Consider the following 21,067-nt stretch of genomic DNA (forward strand, 5'->3'; position numbering starts at 1 on the left):
CTGATGGCGCTCAGTGATCGGATCGAGGCGGGCATCCGGCGTCTTAATGACGCCATCGTCGACCGGCCACGGCAAGTAATCGCCGTGTTCCTGGTGCTTACTGTCGTGTTCGCCGGCGGGATGGGACTCGTTAGTACCGACACCGGGGCAACTGATGCGTTCACTGAGGGACTTGATGAACAGGAAGCACTCGACGCGGTAAATCAGGAGTTCGACGACCCGTTCGAACCGGATAGTGAGTCCACGCAGCTCATCCATACCGGTGGGAATGTCCTCACGAAAGAGGCACTCACACGAGAGCTGCGGCTACTCGAGGATCTCTCACAACGGGATGACCTCCGGGTCGGATCGGTGAACGGTCCTGCGACGGTTGTTGCAACCTCACTCGACCCATCAGCAACGACAGTTGCGGAACAGCGGCGTGCGGTCGAATCAGCAAGTCCCACCGCGGTCCGTCGGACAGTCCGGCAGTTATCTCAAAACCCGCAATTCAGTCGGTCGGTGTCGACTGATTTCAACCCGACAGCGGTCAGCGCGTCGGCGTCGATCACAGTTGTCTCACACGAAGTTCCCGCCGGCTTCTCGAATCTCCAAGAACTCCAGACCACCATCCAGTCGATTACCAACGACTATCCGGGTGATATTCGGGCCTTTGGAACCGGTGTGACGAACGCCGAAACGGGGAACGTCATTGGTGACTCGCTGACGATCGTCATGCCGGTCGTGGTACTTCTACTGCTGATCTTCCTAGTCGTCGCCTATCGCGATCCGATTGACCTCTCGTTAGGGTTACTATCGCTGCTCATGACTGTCATCTGGACATTTGGTTTCCTCGGATTCTCTGGGATCCCATTTAGTCAGCAGATGATCTCTGTCCCAGTGTTGTTGCTCGCGGTTGGGGTCGACTTCGGGATCCACATTATCAACCGCTATCGTGAGGAAGCCGTCAAAGGCTACCAACCCCTCGAGGCGATGCGAGAAGCGAATAATCAGCTGATGATCGCCTTTATTATCGTTACTGTAACGACGGTGTTTGGATTCGGCGCCAATGTCGTCTCTGACCTTGGACCGATCCGCGACCTAGGTATTGCCTCAGCAATCGGGATTATCTTCACATTCCTGATTTTTGGGCTATTCCTGCCCGCAGCGAAGCTTGAGGTTGACAAACTCCGCGAAGCGTATGGTGTTCCGGAATTCAACTCGGCACCGATCTCGTCAAGCGACTCAACACTAGGCCGGTTACTGACCTTCCCAACACAGGTCAGCCAGTACGCGCCGATCGCGTTTGTCGTTGTCCTGCTGATAACGGGAGGAATGGCAACCGCGTACGGAAGTGGTGTTGACACTTCTTTCGAGACGGAAGACTTCCTCCCGCCGGAGGAGTTACCTGAGTACGTTACCGGCCTTCCAGAGCCGTTTGCGCCTAGTGAATACACGGTCACCGAAACCATCTCGCTGTTACAAGACCGCTTCTCTACGAGTCAAGACCAGTCAGTAACGATATATGTCGAAGGAAACTTCGAAGAGGAACACGCTTTAGAGGCGCTTGCGGCCCCGAACGACAACCCACCTGAAGCCCTTGCTGTTGGTGCTGGTGGTAGTGCTCGCCCGACGAGCATCGTTACTGTGATCCAGTCACAGGCCGAACGCGACCCTGAATTTGGTCGCCTCGTTGCCCGGAGTGACGTCGACGGGAATGGAGTTCCCGATCGGAATCTTGAGCGGATCTATGACGAGCTGTTCGCGTCACCAGTAGGCGACCGCGCCGCGCAATACCTCACTCCTGATCGGCGGAACGCTCAGATTGATTACGCGATCGACGCGAGTGCGACCCAAGGTGAGGCCGCCGCTGATGCGCGACAGTTTGCTGAGAACTTCCGACTCGAGGCGACAGCGACGGGACAGCTCGTGGTCTTCGATGCGGTCACGGACATCATTTTCAACTCAGCAATTCAGGGGCTTGTCCTCGCGATGGGGCTGACAGGGATCTTCCTGATCATCTCATACGGGGTCTTAGAAGGAAAGCCACTACTTGGGATTGTGAACCTGTTCCCAATTGTAATCGCTATCGCGTTCCTCCTCGGGACGATGCGAGCTCTTGGGCTGTCACTGAATGCCCTGACTGCGACAATCCTCTCCATCTCGATTGGACTCGGGATTGCCTACTCCGTCCACGCAACCCACCGGTTCATCGACGAATACAACGAAAACGGAGATGCGCTCAAATCGATGGTAATCACGTTCTCTGGAACGGGTGGAGCGCTGCTCGGAAGCATGCTCACCACGTCTCTCGGAACGGGTGCGCTTGCGCTCGCAATTACACCCGTCCTCGGAGACTTCGGATTGCTCATGGCGCTGAGCGTGATCTACTCATTTATATTCACGGTTGTCGCACTTCCACCGGCCGTCTTGTTGTGGGAGCGATACCAGGGCGTCTGGTCGGCGGTGGGGTTCTCGCCAGTTTCCTCTCGTTGAGGCGAGACCCTGCGGCCCACTATTAAGAACAAATCCGCTTTTCACTCTGTATTACTCTATTTAACTTCTGCTAGGGGGGCGGCTGGCGATGTTAAGTTAAGAACGAGGCGGCCGACGTTTCGAGTGCTCTATGCCCAAAAGCGACCGCCTCACTGGCTGTACTGATTGGATCGACTTGGAGTTTGTGGAGCGAGAGCGGACACCCCACGAGATCATTGAAACCGGTATTCAACTCCACCTTGCTGGCCTATCACTTTCGAATACCAAACAGTATCTTGAGAAGTTGGGTGTCGAGCGAAGCCGAACAGCGATCCACAACTGGATCCAAAAGGCCGATTTACAGCCAGCTGACGGGGCAAGCCCGAATCGCGTTGCGGTCGACGAGACTGCGATTCAGATCGACTCAGACCGATTCTGGCTGTACGCTGCCGTCGATCCTCGTACAAATGAATTCCTCCACGTTGACGTATTTCCCGTCCAAAACCAACAATTTACGCTGGTGTTTCTTCGAGATCTCCGGGAGAAACACCACGTTGACGATGCGCTGTTTCTCGTCGATGCTGGTGGACATCTCACAGCTGGGCTCTCACGAACCTCACTCCGATTTTAAATCACTCGTCATGGAAATCGGAATGCTGTCGAACATGTGTTTAGAGAAGTAAAACGCAGAAACTCTTCTTTTTCAAATACTTTAGGAACGCGGAGCCGACGGCGGTAGAATCATGGCTCCGGGCCTTCGCCGTCTGCTGGAATCGATGCTTAAGTTAACACGACCCGCCGGCTGCGCTAAAAGCTCCTATTCCTCGTCCCGCTCGACGACGACTGTCCGCCCGGTCAGCGTCTCGGGCGCGAAGCGGTAGAGCTCGATGTCCAGCTCCGGCTTGTCGTCGGCCCAGATCTCGAAGAGGGGGCGCTGCGTCTCGCCGTACTGCGCGATCGTCTCGGGGGTGAGCTCGTCGAGGTCGACCCGTTCGAGCGGGCCGACGCCGACGACGCTCGCGTACTCGTCGCCGTCCTCTTCGTAGACGACCACGCGGGCCTCCGGCGTCGACGCGAGGAACTCGCGCTTCTCGCTGTCGGGCGTCGACACCAGCCGGAGGTACAACGCGCGGTCGTCCGGGTCGTACCCGTAGGAGATCGGGATCGCGTACGGCGCGTCGCCGCGCGCGAGCGCGAGGACTCCCGTCTCGTGGCGGGACAGGTGCGCGTCCACCTCGGCCGGCGACATCTCGACCTCGCTGTTCGTCGGCATACCCCGAATTTCTTCGCACGGCGGCTTAAAGGGCACGAGACGGTGCGGTCGGGGAGCAAGGGGATGATCGGCGACGCGGCGCGGGGACCGCGGGGCGGTGTCGACGATGCGGCGCGGGGACCGCGAGGCGGTCGCGACGCGGTCGCTCAGCTGATCGTCGGCGCCTCGCCGATGTCCTCCTCGGTGACCGGCGCGCCGCAGACGACGCAGCCCGTCTCGAGCAGCGTCGCCCGCATCGCGTCGTCCACCTCGATCGAGCGCCGACACTCCGGGCAGACGAAGGTGTGGGTGGATCGCCCCGTCATACCTGTGGGTACGCTCCCCACGCTCATCAAACGGGCCGCGGATTCTCGCGAGTTCGAAATGTGATGAACGATCCTCAATCAAGCAGCGCCCCGAACAGCTTCCGCTGGGCGGCCGCGACGTGCTCCGTGAACGTCGAGCGCCCGATCCCCAGCGACTCGGCGACCTCGCCGGCGTTGGCCCCCTTCGGGTGGTCGAAGTAGCCCGCCTCGTAGGCGGCCGCCAGCACCTCGCGCTGCCGCTCCGTCAGCTCGCTCCGGTCGACGGTCACGAGGTCCGACTCCGTCGGCGTCGTCGTCGACTGGAGCAGTCGCTTCACTTCCATGTCCGGACAGGCGTCGCGGAACGCCTCTAAGACCGACCGCAGCGTCGGCAGGTCGCTCGCGTGGAAGGTGATCCGGAGCCGGCCGTCGCGGACCGTCGCCTCCGAGACTGGCGTCTCGTGGCGGTCGAGGACGGCGAACGGCGAGTCGGGGTCGACGGCCGCGTCGAACCGGTATGCCGCCCGGCCGCCGTAGTCGAAGACGACCTCGACTCCCTCGGGGACCGAGAGGTCGGCGTCCGCGATGAACTCCACGACCACGCGCTCGCGGTCGTCCGCGGGCGCGCAGCGCGCGACCTCGGTGACCGGCGTCGCCCCGTCGACGACCCCGTCGAACGGCGACGGCGCGGTCGGCAGCGAGACCTCCGCCCGGATTCCCGATTCCATCTCGTTCGTCCGTACCCGCCCCGGGCAAAAACGTTGGCGGGCGCGCCGCTCGGTATAAAACACCCCGCATATGATGGGCCACCGTTCGGGGGCGTGGAGCCCCTCTCTACAGATATGAAACGCCCCCCGCGCACGACCGACGCGACGACGACCGAGGGAGACGCGGCGCTCGACGCGACGTTCGAGGCGCTCGCCGACGCCGACTGTCGGGCGATCCTTTCCGCGGCGGCGACGCCGAAGACGACGAGCGAGCTCGCCGACGACTGCGACATCGCGCTCTCGACCGCCTACCGGAAGGTCGAGCTGCTGAGCGAGACGCCGCTGCTCGCCGAGGGGGTCCGGTTCGATCCGGACGGCGACCACGCCGCCGAGTACGTCCGCGACGCCGGAGACGCCGCGATCGAGCTCGGCGACGACGGCGTGACGCTCACGGTCGACGACGGCGGGGCCGACCCCCTCGCCGCCGCGCTCGATGCCCCCGGCGTCTCGGCCGACTGACCGCCGTTCCCGGCGGCGGGTCGCCACGTCGCCGCCGCGCCCCGCTGCCGCGCCGCGCCGTGCGGCTGCGTTTCGAATCTGATAATCGAACGGCCAACGTTTTATTTCAGTTCAAGGTGGTCCCCGATATGTCTCGCTCGCCGGAGCCAGAGACCCTCATCGATCTCGCGCAGGACAAAATCGCGGTGATCGACGAGGCGGGCCGGTTCCGGTACCTCAACGCGGCCACCCGTGACCTGCTCGGGTTCGACCCGGACGAGCTCGTCGGGACGGACGCGTTCGACCTGGTTCACCCCGACGACGTCGACCGCGTCCGAGCGGCGTTCGAGGACCTCGTCGTCGACGGCGCGCGGCCGGACGCCCCCTTAGAGTACCGCTACCGGACCGCCGACGGCGACTGGGTGTGGTTCCGCAGCCGCGTGTTTCCGCCGGTGGAGACCGGTCTCGACGGCTACGCGCTGAGCTCCCGCGACGTCACCCTCGAGGTCGAGTCCCGGCGGCGCTTAGAGACCATCGCCTCGACGTCGCCGGACGTGTTGTGGATGTTCAGCGCCGACTGGAGCGAACTCCTGTTCGTCAACGGGGCGGCGGAGTCGGTGTTCGGAATCGACCCCGAGACCCTCGAGGGCCGGCCGCGAGCGTTCTTGGAGGCCGTCCACCCCGACGACCGGGCGGACGTCGAGTGCGCGATGGAGCGGCTCTCCGCCGGCGATCCGACGAACCTCGACTACCGGATCGGCTCCCCGGACGGCCCGACCACCTGGGTCAGGGTGCCCGCGCGCCCCGTGCGGGAGGACGGCGAGGTCGTCGCGGTCACCGGGTTCGCCCGCGACGTCACCGACGAGTACCGCCGCGAGCGCCAGCTCACGGTGATGGACAACCTGCTCCGGCACACCATCCGCAACGACATGAACATCGTCGACGGCACCGCGGAGCGGATCGCCGACCGCGTCAAAGACGCCGTCAGCGCGGCCACGACGGCGACCGAGGGGGGCGACGCGGTGCCCGCGGACGTCGACTTGGCCGAGCTCGCCGCGGACCTGATCGACCACGCGGAGACGGTCCGCCGTGTCGCCGACGACCTGCTGACCACGGCCGAGAAGCAGCGCGGCGTGATCGACCTGCTCCGGGAGCACGAGTCACCCCAGCCGCTCCGGGTCGCGCCGCTCGTCGAGCGCGCGGTAGCGGACGCCGTCGACGACGCGGGCGAGGCGCCCGTCGACGTCTCCGTCGCCTGTCCCGACGACGTGCGCGCGTTCACGCACCCCGAGCTCGACTACGCGATCGCCGAGCTGATCGAGAACGCGATCGAGCACGCGGAGGCGGCGCCGACGGTCGAGATCGAGGTCACCGCGCCCGCAGACCGCGTCGAGATCGCGGTCCGCGACAACGCGCCGCCGATCCCGCCCGCCGAGCGCGACCCCATCACCGACCGGTGGAAGATGGACGACCTCAGACACACCGGCGGGATGGGGCTGTGGCTCGTCTACTGGATCGCGGACCGCTCCGGCGGCGACCTCGCGTTCGACGCCGGCGCCGACGGCAACGAGGTGACGATCAGCGTCCCCGACGCCGACCCCTCCTCCCCGGCGGACGACCGCGGCCCGCCGCCGGTCTCCGAAGTCCGGCCGGCCGCGGCCGAACCGGACGGCGGGGAGACGGCGCCGGCCGCCGGCTCCGAGGCGGTCGCCTCCGAGTCAACCGATATCGGGTCCGTCGCGGCCGAGCCCGCCGATACCGAGTCCGTCGCGGCCGAGCCCGCCGATACCGAGTCCGTCGCGGCCGAGCCCGCCGATACCGAGTCCGTCGCGGCCGAGCCCGCCGGCCCCGACCCCGACGACCCCGACCCCGCCGGCCCCGACCCCGACGACCCCGACCCCGACGACCCCGACGCCGCCCCCGGTCCGCCGTGAGGATCGCCGGGCGGCCGAGCGAAACCCGATCGATCGTTCACCGTAGGACCCGATTTCGAAGAACCTCCCACCGATCTTAAGCCGTCGCTTCGCGTACTCCCGCGTTGATGGGTACGCTCAACGATCTGTTCGACCCGGACCGGGTCGCCGTCGTCGGCGCCACCGCCCGCGAGGGCGCCGTCGGCCGCGCCGTCACGTCGAATCTCCTCGACGACTTCGACGGCGACACGGTCCCCGTCAACCCGAACTACGACGAGGTGCTCGGTACGCCGTGCGTCGACGAGGTCGCCGACGCTGACGCCGACGTCGCCGTGATCGTCGTGCCCCCCTCGATCGTGTTGGACGCCATCGAGGCGTGCGGCGAGGCGGGGGTCCGCAACGTCGTCGTGATCACCGCCGGGTTCGGCGAGACGGGAGAGGACGGAGCGGCGAGGGAGCGGCGCCTCGCGGAGCTAGCCGACGAGTACGACCTCAACCTCGTCGGCCCCAACAGCTTGGGGATCATGTCGACCCCCTCGGGCATGAACGCGACGTTCGGGCCCGAGAACGCGCTCCCCGGCGGGCTCTCCTTCATGAGCCAGTCCGGGGCGTTCGTCACCGCGGTCCTCGACTGGGCCAACGACAACGGGATCGGCTTCAAGGACGTGGTCTCGCTCGGCAACAAGGCCGTCCTCGACGAGACTGACTTCGTCGACCACTGGGGAGACGACGAGGAGACCGACGTGATCATCGGCTACCTCGAGGGGATCGAGGACGGCCGCGAGTTCATCGAGACCGCCCGCGAGACGACCCAGGACACCCCGATCGTCGCCGTGAAGTCCGGGCGGACGAGCGCGGGCGCGCAGGCCGCCTCCTCGCACACCGGGACGCTCGCGGGCTCCGACAAGGCGTACGAGGCCGGCCTCGACCAGGCGGGCGTCATCCGCGCGGAGTCGGTCGACGAGCTGTTCGACTCGGCGGGCATCCTCGGGAGCCAGCCGCTGCCCGACACCGACAGCGTCGCGATCGTCACCAACGCCGGCGGCCCCGGCGTGATGGCGACCGACGCGGTGGGCGACGCCGACCTCGACATGGCGTCGTTCACGGGCGAGACGAGCGACCGGCTCGCGGCGTCGATGCCCGAGGAGGCGAACATCCACAACCCGGTCGACGTGATCGGCGACGCCGACGTCGAGCGGTTCCGCGAGGCCCTCGAGATCACCGTCGAGGACGACAACGTCGGCGCCGCCCTCGTGTTGGCCGCGCCGACGGCGACGATCGACTTCGGCGACCTCGCGGACGCGATCGAGGCGGTCAGCGAGGAGATGGACGCGCCCGTCGCGGCCTGCCTGATGGGCGGCGACCGGACGCGGGAGCCGAAACAGCAGCTCCAGGCGCGGGGGATCCCCTGTTACTTCGACCCCGCGCGCGCCGTCGACAGCCTCGCGACGCTCGCGCGCTACCGCGACATCAAGGCGCGCGAGTACGCCCCGCCGATGGCGTTCGACGTCGACCGCGAGCGCGCCCGCGAGATCCTCGGAACGGTGCGCGACCGCGACGATAATCGGTTAGGCGTCGAGGCGATGGAGCTGCTCGACGCGTACGGCATCCCGACGCCGGACGGCGAGATCGTCGACTCGCCCGAGCGCGCCCGCGAGGTCGCCGAGGGCGTCGACGGCGACGTGGTGATGAAGATCGTCTCGCCGGACATCCTGCATAAGTCCGACATCGGCGGCGTCGCCGTCGGCGTCGCCGACGCGGACGTGGCCGACACCTACGAGGACCTCGTCACCCGCGCGCGCAACTACCAGCCGGACGCGACCGTCCTCGGCGTCCAAGTACAGGAGATGGTCGATCTCGACGACGGCGTCGAGACGATCGTCGGCATGAACCGCGACCCGCAGTTCGGCCCGCTGCTGATGTTCGGGCTCGGCGGGATCTTCGTGGAGGTGATGGAGGACACCACCTTCCGCGTCGCGCCCGTCTCCGAACCCGAGGCGCGCGAGATGACCGAGGAGATCCAGTCGGCGCCGCTGCTGCGGGGCGCCCGCGGCCGCGACCCCGTCGACGTCGACGCCGTGGTCGAGACGATCGGCCGGCTCTCGCAGTTGGTCACCGACTTCCCGGCGATCCTCGAACTGGACATCAACCCACTCGTCGCACTGCCCGACGACGACGGCGGCACGAACGCCGCCGCCGTCGACGTGAGACTCACCGTCGATCCGGAGGAACTAGACCAATGACAGACACACCCACCACACTCGTCACCGCGACCGGAGACAGCGCCGGAAAGACAGCGATCACAGTCGCCCTCGCGCGGCTCGCGGCCGACCGCGACCGCAGCGTCGGCTACATGAAACCGAAGGGCACCCGGCTCCAGTCGAACGTCGGGAAGACGCTCGACCAGGACCCCATGCTCGCCCGCGAGGTGCTCGGCCTCGACGCCGAGATGCACCAGATGGAGCCCGTCGTCTACTCGCCGACGTTCGTCGAGGGCGCGATTCGCGGCACCGAGGACCCGGCCGCGCTCCGCGACCGGATCCGCGAGGAGTACGACGACATCGCCGCCGACAACGACCAGGTGTTCGTCGAGGGCGGCGGCAGCTGGACCACCGGCGGCGTCGTCGACCTCACCGACGTCGACGTCGCGGAGCTGCTCGACGCGCGGGTCGTCCTCGTCGCCGAGTACGGCTCGCCGAACGACCTCGACGAGGTGCTGGCGGCCGCCGACGCGTTCGGCGACCGCCTCGCCGGCGTCGTCTTTAACAAGGTGTCCGACGACGCCTTCGAGTCGCTCGACCAGGACGGCATCCCGTTCCTCGAATCGAACGGGATCACCGTCTTCGGCGCGATCCCCCACGAGAAGGAGCTCGCGGGCGTCACGGTCGGCGAGCTCGCCGACGAGTTGGGCGCCGAACTGCTCACCGACGCGCCCACCGACGCGTTCGTCGAGCGGTTCCTCGTCGGCGCGATGGGCGGCGACGAGGCGCTCCGCTACTTCCGGCGCGCCCGCGACGCCGCCGTCATCACCGGCGGCGACCGCGCGGACGTCCAGACGGCCGCGCTCGAAGCCTCCGGGGTCGCCTGCCTCGTCCTGACCGGCGGCCATCGCCCCTCTGGCGCGGTGCTGGGCAAGGCGGCCGACGCCGGCAAGCCCGTACTGGCGGTGAACACCGACACGGTCACCGCCATCGACCGCGCCGAGGAGGTCGTCCGCGGCGGGCGCACGCGCGACGTTCGGACGGTCGACCGGATGGCCGAACTGCTCGGCGACCACGTCGACGTCGACGCGCTCGTCTGAGCCGGACGCCGGCCTTTCCGTTTCGCCCGCACCTGTGGTCGCGTTCGCCCGCGATCCGTGATCGTCTGACGTACTGTTTTCACGGTGGACGACGTACCCCGCCTATGACCAGTCTCTCGGAGGCGTACGGTGGACGGGGGCGCTCCGGGGCCGACCCGCGGCGGCTGTACCTCGGCGTGGGATCGTTCGCCGCGGGGGCGCTGCTCCTCGTCGCGGGCATCCTCGCGGCGGCCGAGGTGGCGGTGCCTGCGGGGTACAGCTCCGCCGCGGCCCGGGAGCTCGGCGGGATCCTCGGCGGAATCGGCGTCCCGCTCGTGTTGATCGGCGTGATGGCCGTGCTGCCGGCCGACCGCAGCACCTACGCCGCCGCGGTCGTCGGCGCGGCCGTCATGTGCCTCGGCGTGGCGGTTTTCACCTACGCGTACCCCGAACGGTGGGTCGGCGGACCGCGCCCGGACCTCCCGAACCTCACCCTCCACACCGCCGGCGTCTACTTCCTCGGCGCCGCGACCGCGCTGTGGAGCGTGTTCGTCGGCGTCGCCAACTTCAAGACCCGCAACGATCCCGGCGGCACCGTCTCGATGGAGGTGACCCACAAGGGGGAGACGAAGGTGGTCGAGGTCCCCCGAGACCAGCTCAGCGGCCCCGGTGGCGTCGGCCTCCTCGGCGGCACCCCCGACGGCGACGTGGAGACGCAGACGAACCGTCCCGACGACGCGAACCGGTCGGCGCGCGACGCGAACCGGTCGGCGGACCGAGACGCCACCGGCGCGGCGTCCGGCCCCGGGACGACGGCCGACTCCGGAGCGACGACCGGCACCGGCGCGTCGGGCACCACCGGCGGCCGGTCGAGCGGCGCGGGAGGCTCCGGCGCGGGCGGGCGGACGACCGACGCGGGCCGGTACGGGACGGGCGGATCCCCCGCGCCCGGCTCGGCGGGCGTGAGCGACGGCGGCAGCGCCGACACCGACATTTCCTCCCCGCTCGACGAGGCGGGACCGGAGGGGCCGTCCTCGCCGGCGACGCCGGAGTCCGCGCCATCGCCCGGCGCCCCCGCCGCGCGCGACGGCCCGGGCGACGCCTACTGCGGCAACTGCGCGAAGTTCGACTACGTCCGGACGGACGACGGGATGCGCCCCTACTGCGCGCACTACGACGAGCTGATGGACGACATGGAGGCGTGCGACTCCTGGACGCCGCGATAGGCGCGCTCGTCGCCGCGAGAACGCCGACGGGACCGTGCGACCGTCCGTCAGAGGCGCTCGCCCGGCACAAGAGCTAACTCGCGCTCCGTCGACAGGCCCGTATGGACGACCGCAGGACCCTCTTCCTCGCCGGATTCGTCGGGGCGTCGCTATCGTACATTTTCAACGTCCTCGCGTTCACCGGTACGTTCGACGTGTTCCGCTGGGTCGTGTTCGTCGCGCTGTACGCCGGGTTCACGTACGGATTCGACCGGTTCATCGGCTGGCAGACCGGCTCGGCCTGAGCGTCTCCGGTGCCGATATCGGTCGGTCCCGCTCCAACCCGAGGATTACGGACGGGTCGAGGCGAGCGCCTCGGCGCGGGGGCCTTACACCGGCTCCGCGGAGGGGAGCTGCGACTCCGCGACGGCGAACGCGAGCGTGCTCAACACCCCGATGAGCGTCCCGGCCGCGAGCGCCATCGCCAGCTCCGAGAGTCCGAGCGCCGTCACGCCGGGCGCGTTCGGGAGGAAAAAGCCGGAGACCGCGAACAGCACGACGGCGATGGCGGCCACGTAGAAGGGGGCGTTGAGGTAGCGCCACCGGAACCGACCGGCGAGGTACTCGTCGGTGATCTGCCCGAGGCTGGAGGTGACGCCCGCCACGCCGAGCCACTGGACGAACCCGTGGACGAACGCGGCGAGGGCGGTGCCGGCCGCGAGCGGGCTCCCCTGTGCGGTCCGGACGACGTCGACGGTGTCGACTCCCTGAACGCCACCCACGACGACCAAGGCGAGCGCGACGACGTAGGTGACGAGGGTCACGCGGCCGGTGTAGAGGACGTTGCGGACGCTCTCGGCGGTCCCGTCGACGGTGTCTTCGAGCCCCAGCCCGCGGAACAGCGAGTAGAGGCCGACCGCGCCCGAGAGGATCCCGAGGACGGCCGCGCCCGCGACGTCGAAGAGGTTGGCGACGACGACGAGGGGATAAATAAGGAGGAGGACCCCGAGCGGGATCAGGATCGTGCCGCGGGTCTCCGGGTCGGCGAGGACCTGTTTGATCGTGTAGTACAGCGATTCGAGGTCCTGCGCCTGCCGGACGACGACGCGGCGCATCCCGTCGATCGGCATCCGCGAGCGGATCACGGGGAGGACGGACTCGTCTTGGGCGCCGTCGGTGATCACGACGGCGGACACCTCCTCGCCGGTCGACAGCTCGGCGAGCACGCGGTCGACCTCCTGACCGACCGCGCGGTTCGCCTTCACGTCTGGGCCGTCGACGCCGGTGACGGCCGCGACCTCGACGGCCTCGCCCTCGGCGGCCAGCTCGTCGTGGACGTTGACGCCCTGAAAGAGGACGTTGACGTCGGAGTCCTCGGGGTCGGCGGTCGCGAGCGCGACCGCGGCCTCGGTGACGTCGTCGGCGCCGATGACGGGGGTGGGGATCCCCGTCTTGCGGCCGAGGTCGTCGTCGAGGTCGACGCAGAGGACGAGCAGCATCGTTCGAGGCTACGCGGGGGGACGGCATATGTTTTCGGCTCGGGTCGCGCCCGGCGAACCCGGCGACCGCGTCGGCCCGAACGTTCGCTCCGTCAGCTCTCCTCGTTCGGCTCGTGTTCGATCCCGTTCATCATCCGGCGGACGTTCTCGCCGTCGCTGAACGCGGCCGGGTACGCCGCCAGCGGGAGGACGAAGTCGCTGCCGACGCCGACCGGTTCGCCGATGTGAAGCTCCAGCTCGGTGGTCACGCCCGTCCCCTCGATCTCCGCGTCGGCCGTGTACACGACGACCGCGGCGTCTGAGCCGAGGACCTCGGTGGAGTACTCCGAGCCCCGTTCGAGGCTCTCGACGTTCTCGAAGCGGCTCAGGATGAGCTCGGCGCGTTCGCGGGTTCCCATCTCGGCGATCGGGTTGAGCGCCCGGCCGAGTACCTCGATCTGCGGCGTCGTCACCGCGGCGAACACGGCCGCCTGATAGCGCTCGCCGAACAGCTCGACGGCCTTGTCGTACTCGGCGACGGTGTTCGTCACGCGCACCTCCCGGGTCTGTCCGGCGACCTCCACCTCGCGGGAGATGGGCTCGTCTGACACCTCGTTGAGCTCGTACCCCGTCTCCGAGAGCGTCGCGTCGCTCACGGTCGCGGTGCCCGCCGCGAACTCCGCGGGCCCGTCGCCGGTCGCGACGTCGAGCGCGGTGCAGCCGGCGAGCCCGGCGAGGCCGACCGCGCCGCCGGCCGCGAGCGCTCGGCGGCGCGTGACCGCGTCGCTCGGTGTCTCGTTCTCGACGTCGTCGGCGGTCGGGTCTCGATCCATGCCCGCCACTGGCGGCGGCGGGGGTACATACTTTGTGTTCGGTCACCTCCTCCCTCGACGTCGCTCGACCGCCGAATCCGCGGTCGTGCCAACGGATCTCTCGGGACAGCGCGGTTCGGACGCTTTTTGAGGCCGCGGCCGGTAGAAGGGGGTAGATGATCTCCAAGGGCTGTGAACAGTGCGCCAAGGGCGGAAAGATGGTGCTTTTCGTCTACGGCTACTGCGACCAGCGGGACTGCTTCTACTGCCCCCTCGGAGAGAACCGGAAGAACGTCACCGACGTGTACGCCAACGAGCGGAAGGTCGAGTCCGACGAGGACGTGATCGAGGAGGCCAAGCGCATGAGCGCGCTCGGCACGTCGATCACCGGCGGCGAGCCGCAGGAGGCGATGGCGAAGACGACCCGGTACCTCGAACTGCTGAAAGACGAGTTCGGCGAGGACCACCACACACACCTCTACACCGGAATTACGGGCGGTCGCGAGAACATGCGGAAGTTCTCGGAGGCCGGCCTCGACGAGATCCGCTTCCATCCGCCGGTGGAGCTGTGGGGCGACATGCACGGCACCGAGTGGGAGGAGATACTGTACATCGCCCGCGAGGAGGGGCTCACGCCCGCCTTCGAGATTCCCGGGATCCGCGCGGAACCGGAGTTCCTGGAGTTCTTAGACGAGGGCGCCGCCGAGTTCTGTAACATCAACGAGTTCGAGATGTCCGACGGGAACTACCGCCGGATGCAAGAGGAGGGGTTCGAGCTTCAGGAGGGGCACATGTCCGCGGTCGAGGGGTCGAAGGACGCCATCCTCGAGGAGATGGCGAGCCACGAGAAGGTGTACTTCTGTACGTCGGTGTTCAAGGACGCCGCGCAACACCGGAACCGCCTGAAGCGCATGGCGAAGAACATCCGTCGGGAGTTCGACGAGGTGACCGACGACGGAACCTTAGTCTACGGGAAGGCGTTCGCCGACCGCGAGCGGTTCGAGTCGCTGGGCGTCCCCGAGGAGTTCTACACCGTGAAATCGAACCACGTCGAGGTCGCGTGGTGGCTCCTCGAGGAGATGGTCGAGGACGGCGACCTCGACGAGGGCGAGATCGTCGAGCAGTACCCGACCGTCGACGGTACCGTCGTCGAACGCACGCCGGTCGCCTGAACGAGCGGATTTCGATTCTCATCGTCAACGACTCTCGTTCGTTACCCGCAGGGACGGCGGTGGCGCGCGCCTGCGAGCGGCCGGAGCGAAGCGGAGGCCGCGAGTCAGCGCGTGCGAGGGAGTCAGTCGGCCGGAGCGTAGCGGAGGCCGACTGACGAGGCTGGGGAGGCGTGAGGTGCGGTCGCCGTGCGGGGTGGGACTCGAAGGGGCAGCCGGGAGGACGAAGCACGGCGCAGTAAGCACCGCAGGAACGAGCGAAGCGAGTGACGAGGAGCGCAACAAGCCGCGCGAGTCCTCCCGGCTGGGGCTTTGGCGGCGTTCGTGTCGATGAGCAGTTTATAAACAGTAGTGTCGTACAGCCGAGCGGCTGGGGCTTTGGCGGTGTTCGCCGCCGATCTGCGGTCACTATTTATAAGCAGGCGACTGGGTATTTGGCGCTGTTCGCCGCCGATCCGTGGTCGGACATTCATCACGAGTCGTGTTATCTACTCCCACACTTATAGGGGATCAGCGCGTACAGCCGCGTATGGCCTCCGAAGAACCCGTGTTCGCCGACGTGAGTATCGGACAGGCGGTGTACAACGAGGACGGGGAGCGGCTCGGCTCGATCCGGGGGGTCGACGACGACGGCTTCTACGTCGCGTCGCCGTCGAGCACGGACACGCTGACGCTCACCGACGCCCGCGACGTGTTCGGCACCGCGTACGTGATGTGGCGCTGCTGGGAGTGCGGCGAGATGGGCGAGATCGGCGACCAGCTCCCCGCGAACTGCCCGAGCTGCGACGCGCCCCGCGAGGACCTGTACTACTGGGCCGAGGACTGAGAGGGGGTAGTACCGCGATGAGCTGATGGTGGAGGCCGATCGGTCCGATACCGACGGCCTGGCCCTCTCGCGGCTGACGCCGCCAAAGCCCCAGCCGTGAGGCGGGCGCACGCTCGTTGCGCGCTTCAGTCGCTCGTTTCACTCGCTCCTTCCAGTGCTTACATCGCCTGCGCCCGCCTCACGGCTGCCCCTTTGAGTCCCACCCGACCGCGACCGCACCTCACACCTCCCCAGCCTCGTCAGTCGCCGTCGCTTCGCTCCGGCGACTGACTCCCTCGCACGCGCTGCTCGGCCGCGGTGCGGCCTCGCAGGCGCGCGCCGACCGCTTCGAGCAATTATGAGCTCTCCTCTTCCTCCTCAAGCTCGTCCGGTTCGTCGCCAACCTGCTCGCGGAGCCGTTCGACCTCCGCCTCCAGCTCCGCGATTCGGTCGTCGTCCGTCGTCTCGGCGGCTGTCTCGTCCTCGGAGCGCGTTGTGAGGTACAACACCGCTCCCCCGACGAGGACGAGGGGAACCCCGAAGAGGAGCACGGCGATGACCAGGAGGATCAGCAGCTCGGGACCGCCGGGCACGCCGCCGAACGCGGGGACGAGAGAGACCATGCGCCGTCCACTCGCCCCCGCGACTAAAGCGGATCGGGGGCGAGGGGTCGCCGTCCGCTCCCGTTCGGCTCAGTCGGCGTCGACGAAGTCCCCGAGGTTCGCCTGAAGTCCGGCCGCCATCGTCGACTTCCGGCGGAGGCGCCCGAGCGAGACGGGGAGCTGGTCGGCGACGCCGCGGACCGCCTCGCCGAACGTCTCCGCGGCCCCGAACTCGCCCTCGAACGCGTTCCGGACGGCCTCGCGCACCTGCCACACGCCGACCGGTCCCCAGTAGTCGTCGGAGACGTGCCGCAACACGAGCGCCTTCGCCTGCCGCCCGCGGTCGTCGAGGTGTTCTAAGACGCCGAGTCGGGCCGCGTAGTAGGCGCCCGCCGTCTCCTCGACGTAGCCGGTCCGACCCTCGCGCCCCTCGCTGGCGGCCGCGAGGTAGACGCCGGCCTCAGGGTCGGGGTTCCAGATCGACCCCGGCGATTTCATCTCGACGAGCTCGTACTCCCACCGGCCCGGGACGAGGATCACCCAGAAGGCGTTGCCGAGGTACTCGTTGCGGTGGACCTCGATCCGGTCGACCGCCGGGTTGTCGCGGATCGAGCCGCGGAGGAACTGCCCGACCGTGTCGTCGACGGCCGTGATCGACCAGCGCGTCGGGACGAGCCGGCGGTTCTCGCCGCGCCCGAGCGCGCCCGCCGAGAGGATCGTGTTGATCTCGTACACGTCGAACCCGCGGCGGTAGAGGTACGTCATCGCCCCCTCGGCGCGCCAGTCGTCGTCTTCGAGCGTCTTCTTCACTGGCCGCGGGACGTGCGGGTTCTCGCCGAGGTCGGCCGTGCGGGCCGCCGCCCGCGGCCCGGTCGGCGTCTTGATGTCCTCCGTGCCGACTTCGAAGTCGAGGTCCGGCCGGCCGTCGAGCCCGATCTCCACGTCGACAGGGCGGTCCGCGATGGCGACCTCGCGTTGGACGCCGAGCCAGCCGTCCCAGGCGTCGTGGACGCTCTCGGCCGGGCCGCCTCCGCCGCCGACGGACTTCACGCCGCCCATCGCGCCCGCGTCCGCCACGTCGACGCCGCGCGTCGAGTTGAGCAGGCTGGTCCGCCGGTCGAACACGTCCGAGATCGAGACGCCCTCGTCGTACCACGCCGCAGAGGTCTCGAACGCCGCGGCGCGCTCCTCGCGGCCGACCGGCGATAACAGTCCGGTCGAGACGTTCGGGTAGTCCGCGCGGCCGACGAAGATGGAGGGCGAGACGCTGCCGACGACGGCGTCGTCGGAGACGTGCTCGTCGAAGCGCCGCTCGAAGGAGTCGAGGTGGTCGAGGATGCCGTAGTCCTTCTCCGCGGCGAGGCGCCGCCGCTCGGCGCGCTCGTTCGCCTCGACCTCGATGAACTCGTCGAGCCGCATTCGGATCGGCGTTGGCGGCGCGGCGGCTTGAACGTTTCCGGCGCGACGGGACGCGAAGCCCGGAAGAGAAAGCAGGGGAGGGAGAACCGACCGCGAGACCGCCCTAACTGTGAATTCCCATCGCCTCGATCTGCTCTTGGTACCGGTTGCGGATGGTGACCTCGGTGACCTGCGCGACGTCGGCGACCTCGCGCTGGGTCTTCTTCTCGTTACAGAGCAGCGAGGCCGCGTAGATGGCGGCGGCGGCGTAGCCGGTGGGCGACTTCCCCGAGAGCAGCCCCTGTTCGGCGGTCGTCTCGATGATCTCGTTGGCCTTCGACTGGACCTCCTCGGAGAGCTCTAACTCCGAGGAGAACCGCGGGACGTACTTCTTCGGGTCGACCGGGCGCATCTCCAAGCCGAGCTCCTGGGAGATGTAGCGGTACGTCCGGCCGATCTCCTTGCGGTCGACCCGCGAGACCTCGGAGATCTCCTCGAGGCTCCGCGGAATACCCTCCTTGCGACAGGCGGCGTACAGGGCCGCGGTGGAGACGCCCTCGATGGAGCGCCCCCGAATGAGGTCCTCGTTGAGCGCGCGTCGATAAATGACGGACGCCACTTCGCGTACCGACCGCGGCACCCCGAGCGCGCTCGCCATCCGGTCGATCTCCGAGAGCGCGAACTGGAGGTTGCGCTCGCCCGCGTCCTTCGTCCGAATGCGCTCCTGCCACTTGCGCAGGCGGTGCATCTGCGACCGCTTCTTCGAGGAGATGGAGCGGCCGTAGGCGTCCTTGTCCTTCCAGTCGATCGTCGTCGTCAGCCCCTTGTCGTGCATCGTCTTGGTCGTCGGGGCGCCGACGCGCGACTTCTCCTGCCGCTCCGAGTGGTTGAACGCGCGCCACTCCGGGCCGGGATCGATCTGCTCGTCCTCGATGATCATCCCCGTCTCCTCGTGTATCAGCTCCCCGTCGGCCGTCCGGGTGAGGTCCTCCGGATCGAAGTCCTCGGGGTCCAACTCGTCGATGTCCTCGACCTCCTCGACGTCGATCTCGTCTTCCTCGGCGTCTTCGTCCCCCACGCGCTGCCGGTCGTGATCCCGTTGCCGGGTGGGCCGTGTCATCGCATTTATATACTATCCAAACGGTTTAACTTAAAAGTTCGTTACCGTGTGGGGGAGTACCACGGGTTGTGACCCCCGGTCGGTCTCGTGTCGACAGCGGACGGACAGCCCTTTGTCCGGCGGGCGCGGAAACCGGACGAATGCCGACGATCGACTGCGACCCGGCCGCCGCGCGCGAGCGCCTCGCGGGCGAGGGCGTCCGGATCGACGAGGGGAACACGCCCCACGAGCGGTGGCGCGCCGAGCGGGACGGGGCCGTCGCGGTCGCGTACGACGACAAGGTCGTCGTCCAGGGGAGCGACCCCACCCGACTGACCGCCCTGCTGCGCGACGGCGGGGGCCGCGCGCACGTCTACTTCGACGGCGCGTCCCGCGGGAACCCGGGTCCGGCCGCGGTCGGCTGGTGCCTGGTCACGTCCGACGGGGTCGTCGCCGAGGGCGGCGAGCGGATCGGCCGCGCGACGAACAACCAGGCCGAGTACGCCGCGCTGATCCGCGCGCTGGAGGCGGCCGACGAGTACGGCTTCGACGCCGTCGACGTCCGCGGCGACTCTCAGCTCACCGTCAAGCAGGTCCGCGGCGAGTGGAACGCCAACGACCCGGAGCTCCGCGAGCGGCGGGTCCGCGCCCGGGAGCTGTTAGAGCGGTTCGACCGCTGGTCGATCGCCCACGTACCGCGGGAGATAAACGAGCGCGCCGACGACTTAGCGAACGAGGCACTCGATGACGCGAACTGACGACGACCCGCCGGAGTGGGCGAAGGAACGGGCGCGAGAGATGATGGCGGCGGGAGACGAGGGGACCGGCGACGACCCCGACGACGCGGCCGCTGCCGACGCCGCGGAGTCCCCCGATCGCGACGACGAGCGCGTCCCCGACGTGCCGGTCGAGGCCGTCGACGAGGCGGAGCGGCTCACGCGGCTCGCCCGCGAGGCCGAGTCCGCGGAGCCGACGCCGGAGATCGAGGAGGCGGCCGACCAGTACCGCGAGCGGCGCGACGCGCTCGCGGCCGAGTACGGCTACACCGCGCGCGTCCGCGACGAGGACGACGCGCTCGTGTTGTACCCCGACGAGTGGATGGACGACGGGACCGTTCAGCTCGACCGGGTGGAGGACACGGACCGCGCGGTCGAGGTGTCGCTGTCCGGCCCCGGCGACGCCGACCGCTACCGCGAGGTGGCCGCGTACAACGAGGCGGTCGCCGAGGCGGTCGCCGAGGCGGTCGGCGAGCGCGAGGCCGAGGTCCACGCGCGGACCGCGGAGACGTTCGCGTCGTTCATGAGCAACCACTACGTCCGCCCGGTCGACGACGCCACGCCGCAGATGCGCGCCGAGTTCCGGGAGGAGTACTTAGTCCGGAACGGCTGGCCGACCGACGAGCAGCTCGACGCCGTCGACGAGTCGCTCTCCGTGATCGAGTCCGTCGCCGCCGACGTGGACGAGTCCGTCGCGGTCGAGGCCCTCGACGACCGAGAGTCGGCCGACGACGGTTCGACGTAGCGGTCGCTCGGCGGAGAGAGAACGCGGCTTTCGCCGCGCCGTGTGCCAAAATTTCAGTTGGAAACCGATACCGCGCGGGCGCCGGCGCTCCGGCTTACTCGAGCAGCGCGCGGACCTCGTCCGCGCGCCCCTCGTCGGTGACGAACCGGTCGAGGACCCACTCGATCTGGCCGAGGACCACGTCGTGGCCCTCGTCGGTGAGCTCGTACTGGTTCGTCCGCTTGTCGAGTTCGCTCTTCTCGACGAGCCCGTGGTCGACGAGGTCGTCGAGGTTGGGGTACAGGCGGCCGTGGTTCACCTCGGAGCCGTAGTACGACTCTAACTCCCGCTTGATGGCGAGGCCGTACATCGGCTCCTCCGCGAGGATTGTGAGGATGTTCTGCTGGAACGCCGTGAGATCGCTTGCCGCCGTCGATTCATCAGTGACTGTTTGTGCCTCTGACATGCCTGACGGGAGGGGACCCGAACTTATAATCTTTCTCAACATTCACGACCGTTGCGATGCGTAACCCCGCACGGTTGTCCGGATCTCTCGGTATCGACGGTCTCTCGGCGGACGCTCGTGGTAT

20 protein-coding genes and 1 pseudogene are annotated in these 21,067 nt (G+C 68.0%); 12 read left to right on the forward strand and 9 right to left on the reverse strand.

Features of this window, described 5'->3' with window-relative positions:
- The first annotated feature begins 3 nt into the window (after nt 1-3).
- Together DVK07_RS01520 and DVK07_RS01525 are read left to right on the forward strand one after the other, a co-directional pair.
- Nucleotides 4-2,475, forward strand: a complete 2,472-nt coding sequence (locus DVK07_RS01520; protein WP_121595394.1) for an RND family transporter — start codon at nt 4-6, stop codon at nt 2,473-2,475.
- A 130-nt stretch (nt 2,476-2,605) separates the two neighbouring features.
- A pseudogene (locus tag DVK07_RS01525) lies at nt 2,606-3,243 on the forward strand (IS6 family transposase).
- Between the two features lie 28 nt (nt 3,244-3,271).
- Here the strand turns inward: DVK07_RS01525 and DVK07_RS01530 are convergent.
- The 3 genes from DVK07_RS01530 to DVK07_RS01535 all read right to left on the reverse strand — a co-directional run bounded on the left by DVK07_RS01530 (nt 3,272) and on the right by DVK07_RS01535 (nt 4,739).
- Nucleotides 3,272-3,727 (reverse strand): pyridoxamine 5'-phosphate oxidase family protein, encoded by a 456-nt coding sequence (locus tag DVK07_RS01530; protein WP_121595395.1) that lies wholly within the window; start codon nt 3,725-3,727, stop codon nt 3,272-3,274.
- A 146-nt stretch (nt 3,728-3,873) separates the two neighbouring features.
- Entirely contained in the window at nt 3,874-4,032 is a 159-nt protein-coding gene (locus DVK07_RS23195; protein WP_007345024.1) for a hypothetical protein, read from the reverse strand.
- 74 nt (nt 4,033-4,106) lie between these two features.
- Nucleotides 4,107-4,739, reverse strand: a complete 633-nt coding sequence (locus DVK07_RS01535) for a helix-turn-helix domain-containing protein (RefSeq protein WP_121595396.1) — start codon at nt 4,737-4,739, stop codon at nt 4,107-4,109.
- 114 nt (nt 4,740-4,853) lie between these two features.
- Between DVK07_RS01535 and DVK07_RS01540 the strand changes: the two genes are divergently transcribed.
- The 6 genes from DVK07_RS01540 (at nt 4,854) to DVK07_RS01565 (ending at nt 11,919) form a co-directional block, all read left to right on the forward strand.
- A complete protein-coding gene (locus DVK07_RS01540) occupies nt 4,854-5,237 on the forward strand; it encodes a helix-turn-helix domain-containing protein (RefSeq protein WP_121595397.1) in 384 nt (127 codons plus the stop codon).
- A 128-nt stretch (nt 5,238-5,365) separates the two neighbouring features.
- Entirely contained in the window at nt 5,366-7,150 is a 1,785-nt protein-coding gene (locus tag DVK07_RS01545) for a PAS domain S-box protein (RefSeq protein ID WP_121595398.1), read from the forward strand.
- A gap of 107 nt (nt 7,151-7,257) precedes the next feature.
- Entirely contained in the window at nt 7,258-9,372 is a 2,115-nt protein-coding gene (locus DVK07_RS01550; RefSeq protein ID WP_121595399.1) for an acetate--CoA ligase family protein, read from the forward strand.
- A complete protein-coding gene (locus tag DVK07_RS01555) occupies nt 9,369-10,430 on the forward strand; it encodes a phosphotransacetylase family protein (RefSeq protein ID WP_121595400.1) in 1,062 nt (353 codons plus the stop codon). The genes DVK07_RS01550 and DVK07_RS01555 overlap by 4 nt, the downstream gene beginning before the upstream one ends.
- 104 nt (nt 10,431-10,534) lie before the next feature.
- On the forward strand, nt 10,535-11,635 hold the full coding sequence (locus DVK07_RS01560; protein WP_121595401.1) for a hypothetical protein: 1,101 nt from the start codon (nt 10,535-10,537) through the stop codon (nt 11,633-11,635).
- Nucleotides 11,636-11,736: 101 nt separating this feature from the next.
- Nucleotides 11,737-11,919 (forward strand): hypothetical protein, encoded by a 183-nt coding sequence (locus DVK07_RS01565; RefSeq protein ID WP_121595402.1) that lies wholly within the window; start codon nt 11,737-11,739, stop codon nt 11,917-11,919.
- 84 nt (nt 11,920-12,003) lie between these two features.
- On the opposite strand, the gene DVK07_RS01570 is transcribed toward DVK07_RS01565, so the two are convergent.
- The gene (locus DVK07_RS01570; RefSeq protein ID WP_121595403.1) at nt 12,004-13,113 is read right to left on the reverse strand and encodes a DUF373 family protein; all 1,110 of its coding nucleotides are present in this window, start codon (nt 13,111-13,113) and stop codon (nt 12,004-12,006) included.
- A gap of 92 nt (nt 13,114-13,205) precedes the next feature.
- Nucleotides 13,206-13,925: a DUF6517 family protein gene (locus DVK07_RS01575; RefSeq protein ID WP_121595404.1), complete on the reverse strand. Its 720-nt coding sequence runs from the start codon at nt 13,923-13,925 to the stop codon at nt 13,206-13,208.
- A 155-nt stretch (nt 13,926-14,080) separates the two neighbouring features.
- On the opposite strand from DVK07_RS01575, the gene DVK07_RS01580 reads away from it, so the two are divergent.
- On the forward strand, nt 14,081-15,076 hold the full coding sequence (locus DVK07_RS01580) for a radical SAM protein (RefSeq protein WP_121595405.1): 996 nt from the start codon (nt 14,081-14,083) through the stop codon (nt 15,074-15,076).
- Between the two features lie 526 nt (nt 15,077-15,602).
- Nucleotides 15,603-15,899: a rubredoxin-like domain-containing protein gene (locus tag DVK07_RS01585; RefSeq protein WP_121595406.1), complete on the forward strand. Its 297-nt coding sequence runs from the start codon at nt 15,603-15,605 to the stop codon at nt 15,897-15,899.
- 335 nt (nt 15,900-16,234) lie between these two features.
- Here the strand turns inward: DVK07_RS01585 and DVK07_RS01590 are convergent, their stop codons facing one another.
- The 3 genes from DVK07_RS01590 to DVK07_RS01600 form a co-directional block, all read right to left on the reverse strand.
- A complete protein-coding gene (locus DVK07_RS01590; protein ID WP_121595407.1) occupies nt 16,235-16,501 on the reverse strand; it encodes a preprotein translocase subunit TatA in 267 nt (88 codons plus the stop codon).
- Nucleotides 16,502-16,570: 69 nt separating this feature from the next.
- Nucleotides 16,571-17,899, reverse strand: coding sequence for an Nre family DNA repair protein (locus DVK07_RS01595; RefSeq protein WP_121595408.1), 1,329 nt, complete (start codon nt 17,897-17,899; stop codon nt 16,571-16,573).
- A 103-nt stretch (nt 17,900-18,002) separates the two neighbouring features.
- Nucleotides 18,003-18,998, reverse strand: coding sequence for a transcription initiation factor IIB family protein (locus DVK07_RS01600; RefSeq protein ID WP_049897700.1), 996 nt, complete (start codon nt 18,996-18,998; stop codon nt 18,003-18,005).
- Between the two features lie 140 nt (nt 18,999-19,138).
- On the opposite strand from DVK07_RS01600, the gene rnhA reads away from it, so the two are divergent.
- Together rnhA and DVK07_RS01610 are read left to right on the forward strand one after the other, a co-directional pair.
- On the forward strand, nt 19,139-19,735 hold the full coding sequence (gene rnhA / locus DVK07_RS01605; RefSeq protein ID WP_007994899.1) for a ribonuclease HI: 597 nt from the start codon (nt 19,139-19,141) through the stop codon (nt 19,733-19,735).
- A complete protein-coding gene (locus DVK07_RS01610) occupies nt 19,722-20,498 on the forward strand; it encodes a hypothetical protein (RefSeq protein WP_121595409.1) in 777 nt (258 codons plus the stop codon). Before rnhA ends, DVK07_RS01610 begins: the two co-directional genes overlap by 14 nt.
- A 94-nt stretch (nt 20,499-20,592) precedes the next feature.
- On the opposite strand, the gene DVK07_RS01615 is transcribed toward DVK07_RS01610, so the two are convergent.
- Entirely contained in the window at nt 20,593-20,943 is a 351-nt protein-coding gene (locus tag DVK07_RS01615; protein ID WP_121595410.1) for a PadR family transcriptional regulator, read from the reverse strand.
- Between the last annotated feature and the right edge of the window lie 124 nt (nt 20,944-21,067).

The sequence above is a fragment of the Halorubrum sp. Atlit-26R genome, from assembly GCF_003666015.1.
Classification (GTDB): domain Archaea; phylum Halobacteriota; class Halobacteria; order Halobacteriales; family Haloferacaceae; genus Halorubrum.